The organism is Blautia sp. aa_0143 (assembly GCF_004167315.1).
Lineage (GTDB): Bacteria > Bacillota > Clostridia > Lachnospirales > Lachnospiraceae > Blautia_A > Blautia_A fusiformis.
The window spans coordinates 16,731-33,457 of record NZ_RCXU01000006.1 but is presented as its reverse complement, the minus strand read 5'-3'; the positions used below and the strand labels follow the sequence as shown (position 1 = coordinate 33,457).

Here is a 16,727-nt window from a genome sequence, read left to right as displayed (position 1 = left end):
AAAGCTGACAGTAGCACCAGTAGTTGGTGCTGATCTGCCAGCCCTTAACGCAGTACCTCACAGATACCAGCGTTCGTTGCAATAAATGTCCCCTCTATATCGAGGTCACGCCCGTAGGCTTCATAGTCAATATAGTTCTGTAAAGAGGACGGGATTTCTCCGAGTGCCTGTACTTCATCAATCAGATAGTAGGCTACATCGGTCATCGTTTCACAGCCGGAATACAGAATGATGTCGTCCTTATGCTCCACCAGTTCTTCCAGACTTCCATAGCAGGATATAAAACTGTCCAAGTCGTCCAGCAGGTAATCTGGTAATTCTTCCAACTGCTCATAGATACGGTTCAGTTCATCAATGGAAGTGTATTCGCTAATCTCCATCGGTAAGTTGTCCGTATCATGGATTGCGTATTCTTCGTACTCCGCATTTAAGCCAATACGTTCTGCAATCACTTCTTCGTCCAATGGAAAAGAGAACCAGTCCCCGACCAGTTCTCCCTCATTGTACTTGCCAAGATTGGCTATATAGACTTGCATATCATCAATCATAAGAGGTCACTTCCTTTCACTCATTGTATTCATAAAATCTGCCATGCACACACAAGAAATGTTCCGATGTTTCTTCTATACCTGACCAGTTCCGATGGTATGTAACATTGCAAAGTCCGGCTTCCAGCTCTTGCAGGTTTGAAAACCATTCTCTTTGAATTAAAGGTATATCTTCGGGTGGAATTTCACACTCCGAAATCGCAAGGCAGATATTGTTTAACAGGTCAAGGTCTGTATCTTGCAGGATTTCAAAAGGGAAATCATAATCACTGATAAGATAACGGTCACTGTCCGGCGGTAAGCCAATGGATTGTTTTAATGTTTCTATGTTGCAGGGAAGTGTAAACCATGCACAGCCTGTATCTTTTTCCTGTTCATCAAGATTGATAACAAATACTTTCATTTCTGCCATAAGCAATACCACCTGTCAAAGTTTGAACATTCCATTATTGCAGAGGGCATAACGTCCTTTTTCTTCCAGTTCATGGGCGTAGGCTTCCAGATTAAAATATTTCTTTCCCTTTTCGGAGAGAGCAGAAAATTCAATGTTATGCTCCAAGCGGTAACGGGCAACGTCCATGATGTTGTGGCACTCTGGATAAAACAGAAATTCTTCGGATTTCTGCAATAAATCCTCTACACCGCCACAATAGGGAATCAACTCTTTGTATGCCTGCTGAACTTCTGGCGATAAATCCGTGTAAGTAAAGTACAGTTTGTTTAACCGTCTGACAGATGTTGTCCTTACAATGTCGCCAGCAAAAGGAAGTTTCATATCTGTGATTTGATAATCTTTACTGTCAGCTTCCACCCCGAGCAGGTCACGGAACAGTTCATAATCAATAGGTAAATCAAACCAGCGAGAGGTTTTATCCTCTGCTAATTTAGTCGTTTCAATCAATACGCTACATTCTTCCATAGGCTTTACGCTCCAATAATCTTATTAAATAACTGTAACAATACGTCTTTTACGCCGGACGCATTGAATACAAGACCAACGGCTACTAAGGCAACTACCAAGAATCCGATAAGTTTGGAAAACTCACGCTTGAATCCCAAGTAGATACCGATAACTACAATCGCCATCAGCACAAGGCTCTGTGCGTTGCTTAAAAACCAGTTATAAAGGTTCTGTCCAAAATTCATGCTTTCTTTTCTCCTTTCAGTTCCATCATTTTTCTGTCAGACTGTCTGCCAGCCTGTAAAATACACATGGCAATCACGCCAACTGTTCCCCCTAAAGAGAAGAACAGGAAGTCAAATAATAATCGTTGCATTTTTCAATTCTCCTTTTCTAAAATCACATCTTCGGTTGATGTGGTCTGTTGTTCGATTATCTTGTAGTGCTTTTCCGTCAGTTTCGTGGATTTACGGATTTCTTTCAGATAATCAATCCCTGTTTTCGCTGTGATTGTTTCCAGCATTTTGAGTGTCGGGTCAACCTGCCGTTGAATCCAGCGTAGGGTTCTGTCCAGTGTGTAGGGTTCGGGTTTGGTCGTGAGCTTTAACGGCTCTCTGTTTTCCCCGATGAACCACGCCCAGCGGACAGATAATTTCCAGTCGCTCCGTTTCTTGTCTGCTTCCTTATCCACAAAGCGTACATAACGGTTGATAATAGAAAATGCCGTCCGTTCAGCGTCATAGTAGGTCAGCAGGTCACGGACAGCATAATAAGCACGTTCATTTTTCAACCGTATTTCAAATCTGTTTTTTATCGGTGCTTCCTCAATGGGAATCCCCAGTTTGATGTACTGTTCATAGCTTTTTTCATAGACACAGAAGTACACCTCACTTTTTAGCGAGCCAATATAAAGCGTATAACCCATACCAGCCTTGTCCTGTTCCTCATGCTTAACCAGTTCTCCGGAAGCATAGGACTTAAAGGAACGGAACACCGATACACATTCCTCATTCCGGCATTTTTCGGTCAGTTCTGGAATATCCAACATTCCTGTATGGTCATTGATGGCAAGGTCAAGGCGTTTCATCACACCGCCGTCCACCAGAGCGTCCATAAGGAAGTCGTACCAGCTCCGTTCCTGTGCCAGCAGATAACTTTCAAACTGGCGACAGCCTTTTCCTTTCAGTTCCAGCAGAACACCTTTTTCTTCATCGGGAGAAGTGTATACGAAAATATCTCCGATGTAGTAGTGTTCCGTGTAGCTGTAATGCCCGAAGTCCTCATGTATCATGTACTGGATATTGAGCTGTAAGATGTCCTTAATGATGTGTCCAATATCCAGTGTCGGAAACCGTATCCTCACATAATCAAACAGCATGGTAAGCGGTGCTTCTGGGTTGAATTTTTCCAGAGCTTCCAAAAGTTTCACTTTCATTTCTTCTGTGACCGCCACCTTGCCGGATTCAATACGGCTTAAATGTTCACGGCTGATTCCAGCCATGACCGCAAGTTTCGTCTGGGATACACCGTACTGCAAACGTCTGTCTGCAAAATCCTGTATCAACTCTGTATCATTCAGTGCGATACCCCCTTTACGAAAAAACTGTGACATTTTTTATCCGATGTCACAGCAGTAAAAAAAGCTACCAAACGCTTGATTTCAGCCAAGAATCGGTAACTTTTGTGTATGTTTCCTTGTGATTTGTGCCCCTCTGTTAGATACCGAGGGGCTTGATATATGCTGGCGTGGCTACCGCCACACCAGCAAGGCTAGTCCGTACCTGTGGCTTTCGCTCCGCACGCCACCTGTCCGTCCTGCCTTATGTGTGTAAGTTTTCCAATCGTACCTAAGAAATCATATCCTTTGGGTACAAGTGGAGTATAAAATTCCGATATAACGCTTGTTCCCACATCACAGTATCCACGCCCTTTGATTCGCTTCTGGAAAAACTGTTTTTTCACATCACTTCCAAAGAGCATACCGTAACCGAGTTCACTCATGCGACCAAGTCCTACACGGAAGTTAAAGTTATCTCTGATACCGTCCCCGAAATACTTTGCGTCTGGACGCTGGCAAGCCACAATCAGAAAGTATCCAGCCTGTCTGCCAAGCATGACTATTTTCTTTAGCTGGCTTAACAGTGCAGTACTTTCCTTTGTCGTGAGCATTTCCAAGAACGCCACATATTCATCAAAGATAAGGAACTGTGGAGCAAGCCCCAGATAGGCATAGTTTTCCCCTGTGCGGTAGTTCGGGTGCAGTTTCATTTCTTCCGAGCGTGTGACCATACCCTCATAAAAGGCATTGACGCAGTCAATCATATCGTCTTTCGTGTGGTAGACATTTCCCATGACCGTTCCCAAGTCTGCAAGGTCAGCGTTCTTCGGGTCAAGAATGTATAAATCCGCATTGGTTCTAAGCAATGCTTCAATGATGGTCAGAAGAAAATAGGTCTTTCCACCACCTGTACCACCGCAGATAAGGGCATGGGGAAGTGAATCGTATTCCCACACCAGATTTTTCATTAACCGCAGACCGCCGTTTTCGGCAATCACTTCATCAATCGAAATACGGTTCGCTATCATATCATAGAGCAGGGTGTATTCGATATAGCCGTCATGCAGTGTCTTGTCGGTCAGCTCACAGTACAGCCCCGATTCCAATTTATCCTCTAAGGACAGGAGCTGTTCTTGATATTTTCCCATTGTGATTTCACAGCGGATATGGAGCAAGCCGTTGTCCATCTGATAGTAGATTTTGGGAAACCACACGATTTTTTCTCTTGATCTGCTTTGCAGGTCAGTGAAAAAACCGCTGTCTTTGGTATTTTCCGCTTCATACCATTTATTTTCCAGCACCATACGAGCCAGTTTTTGTCTGTGTAGCAACCGCTTGATACGGTCATATCCGTAACGGTAGTAGAGAAAAGCGACCAATGCACAAACACCAGTCGCTATCAGAACCGTAATGGAATTGTAGGCAGTCCAAGTAATTCCGGCATGGAGCAGGTTAAAATCTTTCCAGTCTGTAACAAGAAGCTGTCGCAGATTCAGTAACAGGAACACCGCAACGAACAGGAGCAACAGCCAGCCAATACAGAAATGATAGAGCAGTGATTTGTCGCTGGCACGAATCCTGTTACCTTTAGATTTTTTCCATATGTTCATATAAACTCCTTTCTTCGGACATAAGAGAAGCAGTTAATCATGTAGACTAACTGCTTTGATTGTAAAAATTATTTTAATAAATCCGTTAAAGGTGGACACAGATAATAACCATTTGCTTTGAGCTTTCCTTTATAATCAATAGCGTGAACTGGACAATTATGTATGCAACCCAAGCAAAACATACATTCATTTTTAAAATGGATTCTTCCATTTTTCATACAAATATTATTCGTTGGACATACTCGTACACATTTTTGGCATTGTATACATGTAGTATTATCAACTTTAAACGAACGACTGTTACGCATAAATGTATTAAATCCCCAATTCGCAATACTTGATAACAGCCAAGCATTTTTTTTAGAAGATAATTTCATTTCCAATTCACTTCTATTCAGAATATGCTTTGAAATTTCATGCAAATATGGCAGATTAGACTGTATGTTGGAAATAGCTTCATTTTTAGAAAGCATTTTGTTAGAAACCATATAGTTATCAGGCATAAGAATTCCAGCAAAACCTTTATAATCCATTTTCCGTTTTAGAAAGATTTTTTTACAATATTGGTCTGCTAACCCATAAGAATCCCCCATAGTAGCAACAATATAGATGCTTTGACTACCATTAAAATGAGCTTTCTTTAAGAATGTTTCAATTTTTCGTGGAAGCCTCCATGCATATATTGGACATACGATAACATATGGAGTTTCTGTATAAAATTCCAGTTTTAAATTATTTTTAAATATATGATTGAGGGATACAGCAGTGTCCTGCAAATCCATCTTTAATATTTCTGCTACAAATTTTGAGTTCCCTGTGCTGGAAAAATATAAAATCAAGTAAATTACCTCTTTCTTTTAACTTTTATACAGGATTTTACCGCTATACTAAAAATGTTTCAATAGATAGCATTATTTTTTTTGCGGTTGCTGTGGAGCATTGTTCTGTGAATTTCCGGCATGAGTACCTTTATTCTTCAAAACAATATCGTCTGCCTTTACATACCAGTCCACATCTGCACCACGGTAATTCGCATTGGCTACCGTATCTGCAACAGGGTTGATAAGTTCCACTTCGGCGTTGTAGTCATAGTCCTTTAACGGAACAGTCGCCGGAACGGATACCTGTATCATGCGTCCCTGTGTGTTGCACTTCAAATCGTAGGTACGTTCCTTAATTTCTTCACTGACCGTTCCATCTTCATTCTGTACATGAACCTCACGGCGTAATGCGGAGAACTTCAACACTCCAAAAGTCTTTTCTTTATCAATGACGATTCCATTTGCTAATCTCATAATCTGAATACCCCCTTATTTACTTTCTGCTGGTAACATATCGTCTGCAAGCAGGATATAATTGACAAATCCACGTTCCCCGATTTTATAACCATCGGTAGTGATTCGTGGGTTGATAAGTTTTACTTTCTGTTCCGGCGAAAAATGTTTTTCACCAGCTTTGGCAGGAAGCACAACGACAACATCATCAGCTCTCTGCACATCGGAATACAGGTTGTAGCTTCTGGTAATGACAGCCATACGCCCGTTGATTCTCTGCTGTTCCGTAGTATTTTCTCCGGCAAACTCCAAGTTCCCGAATGTCTTTTCCATGTTTGGTACGACAAATCTTAATTCCATAAATGATTGACCTCTTTTCTTTCTGTTTTATTTTCTTTCCTGCTGTACTTTGTGGGGAGCTACACTCCCCACGCCCCTAGTGGACTTCACGCTCCCGTAAATCAGAGCTTCACGGGAGCGTGAAGTTGCAAAAAGGGTGGCGACCTTGAACGCTCTACCAACCGCTACATTACCGCCTTATGATTTCTTTTTACGGCGTTTGAAGTAAAGCATACCGCCAAGCCCTACGCAGGAAAGACCGAGCATGGCAAGATAAGCATAGATATTGGTATTGTCGCCTGTTTTTGGGCTGTCACTTGTCTTAGTAACCATAGATGGTGTATCCGGCGTGTCGGTATCCTTTGGTGTGTCTGGGACTTCCGGCACTTCCTTGATTGTCACAGTCTGTCCATCGTCTGTGATGTCCTTATGTTCTGTCACTTTCTTTGGTTCGTCTGGATTGGTCATATCGTATAATTCCTCAAATGTGACAAGGCTCTTACCACCAAGAGAAGAACCATCAAAAGTAAATGCAATCTCAACTGTCATTTTTTCATTGTCGGCTGTAAACTCATAATCATTGGATACTTTCTTTCCATCAATCAGAAGTTCTGCATTTTCCTCTTTTAACATCTGCCAGCCGGAAAGTTTGTATTTTGTTCCAACTTCCAGCCCATCTAATGTGACTTTATCCACAATCGTTACATCTTTTCCGGCTTCGATTTCTTTCTTGCCGTTCTTGTCCGTAGCGGTCGTATGGATTTTGATGATACGTTCTGTGATAAGAACAGTCTGTCCATCATCGTTGATGTCTTTATGTTCGGCAACCTTGACAGGCTCTTTCGGATTGCTTATATCGTACAATTCCTCAAAAGTAACAAGGTTCTGACCGCCAAGAGCTGAACCGTCAAAACTGTAAGTAATCTCAACCGTCATTTTTTCACTGTCAGCAGTGAAAGTATAATTACTGTCTACACGTTTCCCGTCAATCAGAAGTTCGGCGTTTTCTTCCTTTAACATCTGCCAGCCGGAAAGTTTATATTTTGTTCCAGCTTCCAAGCCATCAAGTGTGACTTTGTCCACGATCTTGATGTCCTTTCCGGCAACAATCATTTTTTCGCCTGTTTTCTTGTCGGTCGCTGTGGTATGGATTGTGATTTCTTTTTCGTATTCATCAGTAAGTGTCCCTAAATCTACGGTCACTTTATTTCTGGATACGACCACCTCAAAAGCTGGAATCAGCTTAAATCCGGCGTTGGAATCACACTTTAATTCCTCAATCACATAGGTATCATAGAGTAATGCACCTTTGCTGTCGTCTGGTTCAGATGTCCCAAACCATACACCGTCCTCACTGGATTTTCCGGCATTGGTATTGACCTTGTGGGAAGCCCAGCTTGAAGCAGTGGAGAACTGACCGTTTTTGTCAGTAACTACAATATGGGATTCTCCTGTTGTCTTGCTTGTAATTCTGAATGGAACACCTGCAAGGCGTTTGTGTGTACCTGCACCGATTTTTACACCCTCAATATCGCCACGCTTAATCTGGTTGTAGACAGAGTGGGATTTGTCGGTCAAATCCACGATTTTTCCATCTTCCGTGATAGAAAAGTCGATTGTCTTTGCACCATCTGTTAAGTAGCCCTCTGGTGCTTTGCTTTCTTCTAATCTGTAATTTCCGTAAGGGAGCAAGTCAGCAGAAGTAGAAGCAATTCCATCAATGCCTGTCTGAATCTTCTTGACAGTTTCATTCTTGTTGTATAATTTTCCCTCTACCAGTACAGGACTGTTATTTAAGGAAATGATATTAAATTCTGTGTACTGTAAGGTCGCACTTCCCTGTGCTTTGGTATCCTTTGTTTCAAGGTCACGTTTCTGGATTTTTACACCGCCACGGATAACCTTGTCAGATACGGAATACTGGTTACTTCCAGAAAGTATGGTAAGTTCGCCATCTTCGGAAATCTGTGTAAGGTACGTCCCCTTAATCTGTTCAGAACTTCCGTCAGCCTGCATATATGCACCATCTAATAAGTAGCCGTTTGGTGCTTTTGTTTCTGTGACAGTGAGTGTACCAAGTGGCAGTACATTTTTACCGTCCTGTGTATAGAAGCTGTCGCCGGATACTTTGTAGCTGTCGGCAAGTCTGGATACATAATGGATAGTTCCGTCACTGTCTTTTTCGGCAACGGTTTTGGTTGTCCATGTACGGGTAGCTTTTGCAGGTAGATTATCTGCATTGTAGTATCCGTCATAATAGCTCCATGTGAACTCTGCACCCTCTAAAGAAGCAGTTCCCTGTGGAGTAGATTTTCCTGTTTCCATGTCAATTTTGAATAAATCAATCAAAGTCTCTGTGACCTTTGGAGTGTCAGCAACAGTTAATGTCGCTGTTTTTCCAACTTCCACATTTAAGGCATGGACAGTAGAATCCAGCTTGTAACCTTTTGGTGCGGAAAGTTCTTTGATGTAAACTGTTCCGACTTTTACCTCAACTTCTTTGGTATCGCCGTTTCCATCGGCAGTAAGTGTGGCAAGCTGGCTGTTACAGCCCTTATCAGAATAGACACCAAATGTCGCACCCTCAAAGGAATAGTTGGCATTGCCATCTGTGACCGTTGGATTGGAAGAAGTCTTTTTGACCTTTGCATTTCCTACATTTAACTTCGCCCAGAACTGTCCGATGTCCTGTCCTTCGCCAGTATAAATGTAACCGCCACATTCATAGCGTCCCTTATTTGCTTTCACAAATGCTTTCGCACCAGCGTAAACTTCATTCTGTACTGCCTGTGAGATTTCATTATAGGAAGCTCTGACGTTATCGCACTGCCAGCCGAGCTGTTCACTCAACCTCTGCCAGACAACACACTGTTCCAGCAAGTATCCCTGTTTGTAATTCAAGTTCGTATGAGAAGCGGTATATTGCTTGACGTACTCTAAGGAAAGAGCAACGTCCGCAATCTGATCGCTACTCATACGGGAGCTTGCGTCAGAACGTGTTTTATATCCATTCTTAAAACTGGTGTTGATATCCACGCAGTAGGCAGTTTCGCCCTCAACTTTCATGTGTCCCTCATTGAATGTAGATTTGATAGAACCATCATTCATAACGTGTTCAATGTAGCCGACACGTTCTGCTGATTCTGTCCAGTATTGATTGCCGGAAGCGTGAACCGCCGTCACTGGTAATGCCGTGAGAATGGTTGCAAAAGCAAGCGTCCCTGTCAGCAATCGCTTTACTAGCTTATTCATATTTTCTCTTTCTCCTTTCGATTTTGGGTAAAAAAATAGACGCTCATTTCTGAACGCCTAAATATCGAAAACACTGGAACTATGTAGGATAGCTTGTTTTATCTTCATATTATATTGTGTAATGTTGTTCTTACGAAGTCGCCCCAGAACAGAAGGCACGCTCCACCTACGATAATATCCTCCGGGTGGTGAAAAATATCCCGGAGGTTGCAGATCCCATCCGTTTCCTTCGGGCAAGAGAGGTGGTTCATTTCCAGCGTTTCGGTGAAGCATTGCGTTCTGTGCAGGAGCAGCTGGATGCCAAAAATTTCTATGCCTTTAACCCGAGCTTTGATGCTCCGTGCAAAGCCTCCTGTGAAGAGTGATGGATCAGAGAAAAAATCTGTCTGACAGGAATCATATCTGAAATAAAAAGAGCTGCACAGCCGGCAGGAATCCTGCGGCTGTGCAGCTTTGAATTTGTTTTCTTGGAAAAAGATGTTTGTAACCTACATTTCTTGTTATGCGTCTTTTTTATCGTCTTTATGCAGATTCTTCTGTGCTGTGGAAAGCATAAGTTTGATCCTGTTCAGCTGATTTACTTCGCTGGCACCTGGATCGTAGTCGATGGCAACAATGTTGGCTTCCGGATGCTCACGGCGAACTTCCTTGATGACACCTTTTCCTACGATGTGGTTCGGCAGGCATCCAAAAGGCTGGATGCAGACGATGTTCGGGACACCGCCATGGATGAGTTCCATCATCTCTCCGGTCAGGAACCATCCTTCACCGGTCTGATTTCCGGCAGAAACGATGGGCGCAGCCATTTTTGCAAGATCACGGATATCTGCGGCCGGTGTAAAGTGGCGGCTCTGCTCCAGAGCCTCATTTGCTGTTTTTCTCAGCCAGTCGATGGCTCTGAGACCAAGATTTGCGATGGTTGCCTTGGATTTCTTGAATCCAAGCTTTTCAACCTTGAAATTCTGGTTGTAGAAGCAGTAGCAGATAAAGTCGATAAGATCCGGAACAACCGGTTCTGCCCCTTCTGCCTCCAGAAGATCTGCCAGGTGGTTGTTGGCAGCAGGCAGGAACTTGACAAGGATCTCACCTACGATACCAACGCGAGGCTTTTTCTCATCGGAGATCGGGATCGTATCAAAATCATGGACCATCTCACGGCACATTTTTTTGAAGGTACCATGGCTGACGCTGCTGCCTGTTACGAAGGCAATGACGCGCTGCTCCCAGATTTTGTGCTTGCGGTTTACGATACCCTTTTCCAGCTCGTAAGGACGCATGCGATATACGCATTTCATCAGGATATCACCGAATACGGCACCGTAAACGATACGCTTGATCAGCGGCAGTGTCAGCTTAAAGCCAGGGTTGCTCTCCAGTCCGCTTAAGTTGAGGGAGATAACCGGAATCTGTTCCATGCCGGCTTTTTTCAGAGCACGGCGGATGAATGCGATATAGTTGGAGGCACGGCAGCCGCCGCCTGTCTGAGACATGATGACTGCAGTTTTGTTCAGGTCATATTTGCCGGAAAGAAGAGCATCCATGATCTGTCCCACAACCATCAGGGACGGATAGCAGGCATCGTTGTTTACATATTTAAGGCCCACATCAACAGCATGCTTGTTGTCGTTGGGGAGGACTTCCAGGTTATAGCCGGATGCTTTAAAAGCAGCCTCAAAGATTCCGAAGTGGAATGGAGACATCTGCGGGCAGAGAATGGTGTACTCCTTACGCATCTGCTTGGTAAAGGATATCTTCTCAATGGAAGCCGGCTTGATGTTCCTTTTTTTATTCTGTGCCTGTTTTGCACGGATAGCAGCGATCAGGGAACGGATACGGATCCTTGCCGCACCCAGGTTGTTGACCTCATCGATCTTCAGGCAGGTGTAGATCTTGTCACTTCCATCCAGGATCTCATAAACCTCATCGGTGGTAACGGCATCAAGTCCGCATCCGAAGGAATTCAGCTGGATCAAATCCAGATCCTCTCTTGTTTTTACAAAATTTGCGGCAGAGTAGAGACGGGAGTGATACATCCACTGGTCGTTGACACGGATGGGACGCTCCAGATGTCCAAGGTGTGCAACGGAGTCTTCGGTAAATACGGCGATTCCGTAGCTGTTGATCATATCCGGGATACCGTGGTGGATTTCCGGATCAATATGGTATGGACGGCCTGCAAGAACGATTCCGCGGCGGCCGGTTTCTTTCAGGTACTGCAGGGTTTCTTCACCCTTTTTCTGGATATCCATATGTACGGCTGCAAGTTCTTCCCAGGCCTTATGGGCAGCAGCTTTGACCTCGGCAGCAGGAATATCCTGGAATTCTTCCACAAGGCGGTTTGTCAGGATATCCTCGGAAGTAAATGCCAGGAACGGGTTGCGGAAGGTGATGGATGGATCACTGAGCTCGTCCACATTGTTCTTGATATTTTCCGCATAGGAAGTAACGATCGGGCAGTTATAATGGTTGACCGCATCCGGGAACTCGTTGCGTTCGTAAGGGATGCATGGGTAGAAGATAAACTTCACACCGTTACGGATCAGCCATGTGACATGTCCGTGAGCAAGCTTGGCCGGGTAGCATTCGGATTCACTTGGGATGGACTCAATACCCAGCTCGTAGATCTTACGTGTGGAAGTAGGAGAAAGCACCACCTGGTATTTCAGCTCTGTAAAGAAGGTATACCAGAACGGGTAATTCTCAAACATATTCAGAACACGTGGGATACCAACCTGTCCACGGGTAGCCTTATCTGCGGAAAGTGGTTCATAGGAAAAGAGCCTCTTATATTTGTAATCGAAAAGGTTTGGGATATGATCCTTGTTCTTTTCTTTTCCAAGTCCGCGCTCACAGCGGTTTCCGCTGATGTATTTACGGCCGCCGGAGAATTTGTTGATGGTCAGACGGCAGTTGTTGGTACATCCGCGGCAGTTTGCCATGGAGGTGGTGTACTGGAGGCTGTTGATCTGATCGATGGAAAGCATGGAGGTTTTTTCACCCTCCTGATAGCGCTCCCTTGCGATTAGAGCAGCACCGAAAGCACCCATGATCCCGGCGATATCCGGGCGGATGGCCTGGCAGTTGGCAATCTTCTCAAAGCTGCGGAGAACTGCGTCATTATAGAAGGTACCACCCTGTACAACGATGTGCTTGCCAAGCTCGGAAGCATCGGAAACCTTGATAACCTTGTAGAGGGCGTTTTTGATAACGGAGTAGGCAAGACCAGCGGAGATATCGGAAACCTCAGCGCCTTCCTTCTGGGCCTGCTTAACTTTGGAATTCATAAATACAGTACAGCGTGTTCCAAGATCAATGGGATGTTTTGCAAAAAGAGCTGCTTTTGCAAAGTCCTGTACTGTGTAGTTCAGAGATTTTGCAAAGGTTTCGATAAAGGAACCGCAGCCTGAGGAACATGCTTCGTTGAGCTGTACACTGTCAACAGTCTGGTTACGGATCTTGATACATTTCATATCCTGACCGCCGATATCCAGGATGCAGTCTACTTCAGGATCAAAGAAAGCAGCTGCGTAATAATGGGAAACGGTTTCGACTTCACCTTCGTCAAGAAGAAGTGCCGCTTTGATCAGGGCTTCGCCGTAACCGGTGGAGCAGGAAAAAGCAATTTCTGCATCTTCCGGAAGAAGGCTGTAAATCTCCTTGATGGAGTTGATGGTGGTTTTCAGCGGGTTTCCGTTGTTACTGCTGTAGAAGGAATAAAGAAGAGTTCCGTCTTCGCTTACCAGCGCGGTTTTTGTTGTGGTAGAACCGGCGTCGATCCCCAGGAAGCATTTTCCCTTATAGGTGGAAAGATCTCCGGTTTTTACCCTGTAGGCACTCTGACGGTCATGGAAAGCCTGGTAGTCGTCCTCTGTGGCAAAAAGCGGCTCCATACGTTCTACCTCAAAATCCAGCTTGATGGTGGTCCGCATGCGTTCCTTCAGTTCAGTCAGGGAAACGGTAACATCCTGCTTTGCATTCAGGGCGGAGCCGATGGCTGCGAACAGATGAGAGTTGTCTGGTGCGATAATATGTTCATCATCCAGCTTCAGGGTTCGGATAAAAGCAGTCTTCAGCTCAGAAAGGAAGTGAAGAGGCCCGCCAAGGAAGGCAACGTGTCCGCGGATCGGTTTACCGCAGGCAAGACCAGAAATGGTCTGGTTGACAACTGCCTGGAAAATGGAGGCAGAAAGGTCTTCCTTAGTTGCTCCGTCGTTGATCAGTGGCTGGATATCTGTTTTTGCGAAAACACCGCAACGTGCCGCAATGGGATAAAGTGCCTTGTAATGTTTGGCGTATTCATTAAGACCTGGTGCATCGGTCTGGAGCAGAGATGCCATCTGGTCAATGAAGGAACCGGTACCGCCGGCACAGATGCCATTCATACGCTGCTCTACATTTCCGTTTTCGAAATAGATGATCTTGGCATCCTCGCCTCCAAGCTCGATAGCAACATCCGTCTTTGGTGCCAGCTTCTGTAGGGAAGTGGATACGGCGATAACCTCCTGTACAAAAGGTACTTCCAGATGATTGGCAAGTGTCAGTCCGCCGGAACCTGTAATGACCGGACAGAGTGTCAGTTCACCAAGCTGATCCTCAGCTTTCTGAAGAAGATCTGCAAGGGTTTCCTGGATATTTGCAAAATGTCTCTCATAGTCGGAGAAGACAAGCGTATCGTTTTCGTCTAAGATCGCAATCTTAACAGTGGTGGAACCAATGTCAATTCCAAGTGTGTGTTTCTTCATAAAAAATTGATTTCCTCCTCGTTGTATCTATACAGGGGTTGCCCGACTCTGACATTTCTGTCAGATGGGAGTTGTTTCTTCTTATTATAAAGGATTTTTAAGCGAATATTCTATATTATACGATATCGTTTAAAAAATGGCAATGTAAAAGTTTAACAATCAGTAGCCGTAAAGAAAAAAATGTGTTATGATATTGACTAAAAGTTTTGAAAGATATTTGCATCGGCAGCTGGTTATGGCTGTATCTGCGACGCAGATGCCGGGCAGAGACAACTTTAAAATGTTTTTAGAAGGGAAATGAAATGGCAGAATATAAACTGATCACAACAGAAGGAAGAGCGAAAAGGGGCGAGTTTAAGACGGTCCACGGAACGATCCAGACTCCTGTTTTTATGAATGTAGGAACAATTGCAGCAATTAAAGGTGCAGTTTCCACTGTGGATCTTCATGAGATCGGTACACAGGTAGAGCTGTCCAATACCTATCATCTTCATGTGCGCCCTGGCGACAAGGTGGTAAAGCAGCTGGGAGGTCTTCATGAATTTATGAACTGGGACAGACCGATCCTTACCGATTCCGGCGGATTCCAGGTGTTTTCGCTGGCGAAGCTTCGTAAGATCAAGGAAGAGGGCGTGTATTTTAACTCTCATATCGATGGTCATAAGATTTTTATGGGACCGGAGCAGAGCATGCAGATCCAGTCAAATCTGGCTTCTACCATTGCAATGGCCTTTGATGAGTGCCCAAGCAGTGTGGCAGACAGGGATTATGTACAGAAATCGGTAGCGCGTACAACACGCTGGCTTAAAAGATGCAAGGATGAGATGGCTCGTCTGAACAGTCTGCCGGATACCATTAACAAGAACCAGCTTCTTTTTGGCATTAACCAGGGGGCTGTTTATGAAGATATCCGTATTGAGCATGCCCAGGCTATCGCGGAGATGGATCTGGACGGCTATGCAGTGGGCGGCCTTGCAGTTGGTGAAAGTCATGAGGAGATGTACCGGATCCTGGATGAGGTGGTTCCGCATTTGCCGCAGAACAAGCCGACGTATCTTATGGGGGTTGGTACCCCGGCCAATATCCTGGAGGGGGTTGAGCGTGGTATTGACTTTTTTGACTGTGTATATCCCAGCCGTAACGGCCGTCATGGTCACGTGTATACCAACCATGGCAAGATGAATCTTTTTAATGCAAAGTATGAGCTGGATTCCAAACCGATCGATGAGGAGTGCCAGTGCCCGACCTGCCGTCATTACAGCAGAGCGTATATCCGTCATCTTCTGAAGGCGAAGGAGATGCTTGGCATGAGGCTTTGTGTTCTGCATAATCTGTATTTCTATAATCATATGATGGAAGAGATCAGGGATGCGCTGGATGCAGGGAATTTTGCGGCTTATAAGAAGATGCGTCTGGAAGGCTTTGAGGAAGGCAGGATCAACGGGAACCGGTAAGTTTTATTTATAAAATTTGTGTAAATTACTTTGATTTTATAAGAAAACTCTTGAAGGTTTTTTGGTTTTTGTGTATGATAGTACGAAGTGACACTTTTAGAGGTCAGTAACGGCGGGGGTACCGCAGATTATTTGTTTTTAGCAGGAGGAATTTGAAATGATCGCATCATCTACAGCGGCAGCTGGCGGACTTAGCGCGGGTCTTGGTATTGTCTGGATCGTAGTTCTGTTTGGAATTATGTATTTTATGATGATCCGTCCGCAGAAGAAGGAGCAGAAGAGAACTCAGACTATGTTGAACAGCATGGAGGTTGGTGACAGTGTTGTTACTACCAGTGGTTTTTATGGTGTTGTTATTGATATGACTGAGGAAGATGTTATTGTTGAGTTTGGTAATAATAAGAATTGCCGTATTCCTATGAGGAAGCAGGCGATTGCTGAGGTTGAGAAGGCTGATCAGGCTTCTGCTTGATGCTTTTTTTCGCAATAACTTGAATATGAGAGAGGCACTGCGTTTTTTGTGACGTGGTGTCTTTTTTTGTATTTGTATGTGGACGAATGGACGAACGAACGGATGAAGGGACGCCGGGGAAGGGGATGCTGGCTGGTCTGCGGCTTCGTCGGGGGCTGGCTTCTAGGACGCCGGAAATCTGCTAAAAGCGTTTTTAAAAAGTCCGAACTCGCGGCCTGCTGCCGCTCAGACAGCGGACTTTTGAAAAACAACGCAGATTCCCGCCGTCCAAGAATCAGCTCCCCTCCTGCAGAAGCAGAGCCATCCAGCATCCCCTTCCCCGGCTGGTGCTTCCGGTGAGAAATAGTGTCGTTTGACGGTTGGTTGTGGGTCGTCAGCGCTGCGCTGGACGACTGCAATGGCTGAGTTTGTGTTGGGTTGGGGGGACGGCTGAGGCGCTGCGCTGTCAGCCTGGGGTTGCGGATGTGCTAGAATTGCGGATGTGATGGGAATATGACAATTGTAATATTGTATAGAAATAAGTGGATTTTTGGTAAAATTCGTGTAATAATGATGTTACTATCAGAAATGAGAGTGA

Annotated in this window: 14 protein-coding genes and 1 pseudogene; 3 read left to right on the top strand and 12 right to left on the bottom strand. The window is 44.6% G+C overall.

Features of this window, described 5'->3' with window-relative positions:
- Positions 1–44: 44 nt before the first annotated feature.
- The 11 genes from EAI83_RS03995 to EAI83_RS03945 all read right to left on the bottom strand — a co-directional run bounded on the left by EAI83_RS03995 (position 45) and on the right by EAI83_RS03945 (position 9,482).
- Positions 45–548: an antirestriction protein ArdA gene (locus tag EAI83_RS03995; RefSeq protein WP_055158666.1), complete on the bottom strand. Its 504-nt coding sequence runs from the start codon at positions 546–548 to the stop codon at positions 45–47.
- A gap of 16 nt (positions 549–564) precedes the next feature.
- On the bottom strand, positions 565–960 hold the full coding sequence (locus EAI83_RS03990; RefSeq protein WP_005423189.1) for a hypothetical protein: 396 nt from the start codon (positions 958–960) through the stop codon (positions 565–567).
- Positions 961–975: 15 nt separating this feature from the next.
- Entirely contained in the window at positions 976–1,467 is a 492-nt protein-coding gene (locus EAI83_RS03985; protein ID WP_055158665.1) for an antirestriction protein ArdA, read from the bottom strand.
- Between the two features lie 5 nt (positions 1,468–1,472).
- Positions 1,473–1,694, bottom strand: a complete 222-nt coding sequence (locus tag EAI83_RS03980; protein ID WP_004844214.1) for a hypothetical protein — start codon at positions 1,692–1,694, stop codon at positions 1,473–1,475.
- Complete coding sequence (locus EAI83_RS03975; protein WP_005611092.1) at positions 1,691–1,825, bottom strand: DUF3789 domain-containing protein; 135 nt, start codon at positions 1,823–1,825, stop codon at positions 1,691–1,693. Before EAI83_RS03975 ends, EAI83_RS03980 begins: the two co-directional genes overlap by 4 nt.
- Before the next feature lie 3 nt (positions 1,826–1,828).
- Positions 1,829–3,061, bottom strand: coding sequence for a MobT family relaxase (mobT, locus tag EAI83_RS03970; protein WP_192926465.1), 1,233 nt, complete (start codon positions 3,059–3,061; stop codon positions 1,829–1,831).
- Between the two features lie 158 nt (positions 3,062–3,219).
- Positions 3,220–4,617, bottom strand: coding sequence for an FtsK/SpoIIIE domain-containing protein (locus EAI83_RS03965; protein ID WP_129974645.1), 1,398 nt, complete (start codon positions 4,615–4,617; stop codon positions 3,220–3,222).
- Positions 4,618–4,685: 68 nt separating this feature from the next.
- Complete coding sequence (locus EAI83_RS03960) at positions 4,686–5,456, bottom strand: EFR1 family ferrodoxin (RefSeq protein WP_129974644.1); 771 nt, start codon at positions 5,454–5,456, stop codon at positions 4,686–4,688.
- Between the two features lie 72 nt (positions 5,457–5,528).
- Positions 5,529–5,912, bottom strand: coding sequence for a YdcP family protein (locus EAI83_RS03955; protein WP_129974643.1), 384 nt, complete (start codon positions 5,910–5,912; stop codon positions 5,529–5,531).
- A 15-nt stretch (positions 5,913–5,927) separates the two neighbouring features.
- On the bottom strand, positions 5,928–6,251 hold the full coding sequence (locus tag EAI83_RS03950; protein ID WP_005423177.1) for a YdcP family protein: 324 nt from the start codon (positions 6,249–6,251) through the stop codon (positions 5,928–5,930).
- Between the two features lie 177 nt (positions 6,252–6,428).
- Positions 6,429–9,482: a VaFE repeat-containing surface-anchored protein gene (locus tag EAI83_RS03945; RefSeq protein ID WP_129974642.1), complete on the bottom strand. Its 3,054-nt coding sequence runs from the start codon at positions 9,480–9,482 to the stop codon at positions 6,429–6,431.
- Positions 9,483–9,616: 134 nt separating this feature from the next.
- Here EAI83_RS03945 and EAI83_RS03940 point away from each other — a divergent pair.
- A pseudogene (locus tag EAI83_RS03940) lies at positions 9,617–9,847 on the top strand (manganese catalase family protein); the annotation flags it as partial.
- Positions 9,848–9,982: 135 nt separating this feature from the next.
- On the opposite strand, the gene EAI83_RS03935 reads toward EAI83_RS03940, so the two are convergent.
- Complete coding sequence (locus EAI83_RS03935; RefSeq protein WP_129974641.1) at positions 9,983–14,224, bottom strand: 2-hydroxyacyl-CoA dehydratase; 4,242 nt, start codon at positions 14,222–14,224, stop codon at positions 9,983–9,985.
- A 302-nt stretch (positions 14,225–14,526) separates the two neighbouring features.
- On the opposite strand from EAI83_RS03935, the gene tgt reads away from it, so the two are divergent.
- Positions 14,527–15,678 carry a tRNA guanosine(34) transglycosylase Tgt gene (gene tgt, locus EAI83_RS03930; protein WP_015527155.1) on the top strand — a complete coding sequence of 384 codons (1,152 nt, stop codon included), beginning with the start codon at positions 14,527–14,529 and terminating at the stop codon, positions 15,676–15,678.
- A 157-nt stretch (positions 15,679–15,835) separates the two neighbouring features.
- Complete coding sequence (gene yajC / locus EAI83_RS03925; protein ID WP_015527154.1) at positions 15,836–16,150, top strand: preprotein translocase subunit YajC; 315 nt, start codon at positions 15,836–15,838, stop codon at positions 16,148–16,150.
- Positions 16,151–16,727 lie beyond the last annotated feature (577 nt).

What these genes read in the sequence shown, in the direction of transcription:
- EAI83_RS03995 (WP_055158666.1), bottom strand. Translation starts at nt 548, where the DNA reads ATGATTGATGATATGCAAGTCTATATAGCCAATCTTGGCAAGTACAAT.
- EAI83_RS03990 (WP_005423189.1), bottom strand. Translation starts at nt 960, where the DNA reads ATGGCAGAAATGAAAGTATTTGTTATCAATCTTGATGAACAGGAAAAA.
- EAI83_RS03985 (WP_055158665.1), bottom strand. Translation starts at nt 1,467, where the DNA reads ATGGAAGAATGTAGCGTATTGATTGAAACGACTAAATTAGCAGAGGAT.
- EAI83_RS03980 (WP_004844214.1), bottom strand. Translation starts at nt 1,694, where the DNA reads ATGAATTTTGGACAGAACCTTTATAACTGGTTTTTAAGCAACGCACAG.
- EAI83_RS03975 (WP_005611092.1), bottom strand. Translation starts at nt 1,825, where the DNA reads ATGCAACGATTATTATTTGACTTCCTGTTCTTCTCTTTAGGGGGAACA.
- mobT (WP_192926465.1), bottom strand. Translation starts at nt 3,061, where the DNA reads ATGTCACAGTTTTTTCGTAAAGGGGGTATCGCACTGAATGATACAGAG.
- EAI83_RS03965 (WP_129974645.1), bottom strand. Translation starts at nt 4,617, where the DNA reads ATGAACATATGGAAAAAATCTAAAGGTAACAGGATTCGTGCCAGCGAC.
- EAI83_RS03955 (WP_129974643.1), bottom strand. Translation starts at nt 5,912, where the DNA reads ATGAGATTAGCAAATGGAATCGTCATTGATAAAGAAAAGACTTTTGGA.
- EAI83_RS03950 (WP_005423177.1), bottom strand. Translation starts at nt 6,251, where the DNA reads ATGGAATTAAGATTTGTCGTACCAAACATGGAAAAGACATTCGGGAAC.
- EAI83_RS03945 (WP_129974642.1), bottom strand. Translation starts at nt 9,482, where the DNA reads ATGAATAAGCTAGTAAAGCGATTGCTGACAGGGACGCTTGCTTTTGCA.
- EAI83_RS03935 (WP_129974641.1), bottom strand. Translation starts at nt 14,224, where the DNA reads ATGAAGAAACACACACTTGGAATTGACATTGGTTCCACCACTGTTAAG.
- tgt (WP_015527155.1), top strand. Translation starts at nt 14,527, where the DNA reads ATGGCAGAATATAAACTGATCACAACAGAAGGAAGAGCGAAAAGGGGC.
- yajC (WP_015527154.1), top strand. Translation starts at nt 15,836, where the DNA reads ATGATCGCATCATCTACAGCGGCAGCTGGCGGACTTAGCGCGGGTCTT.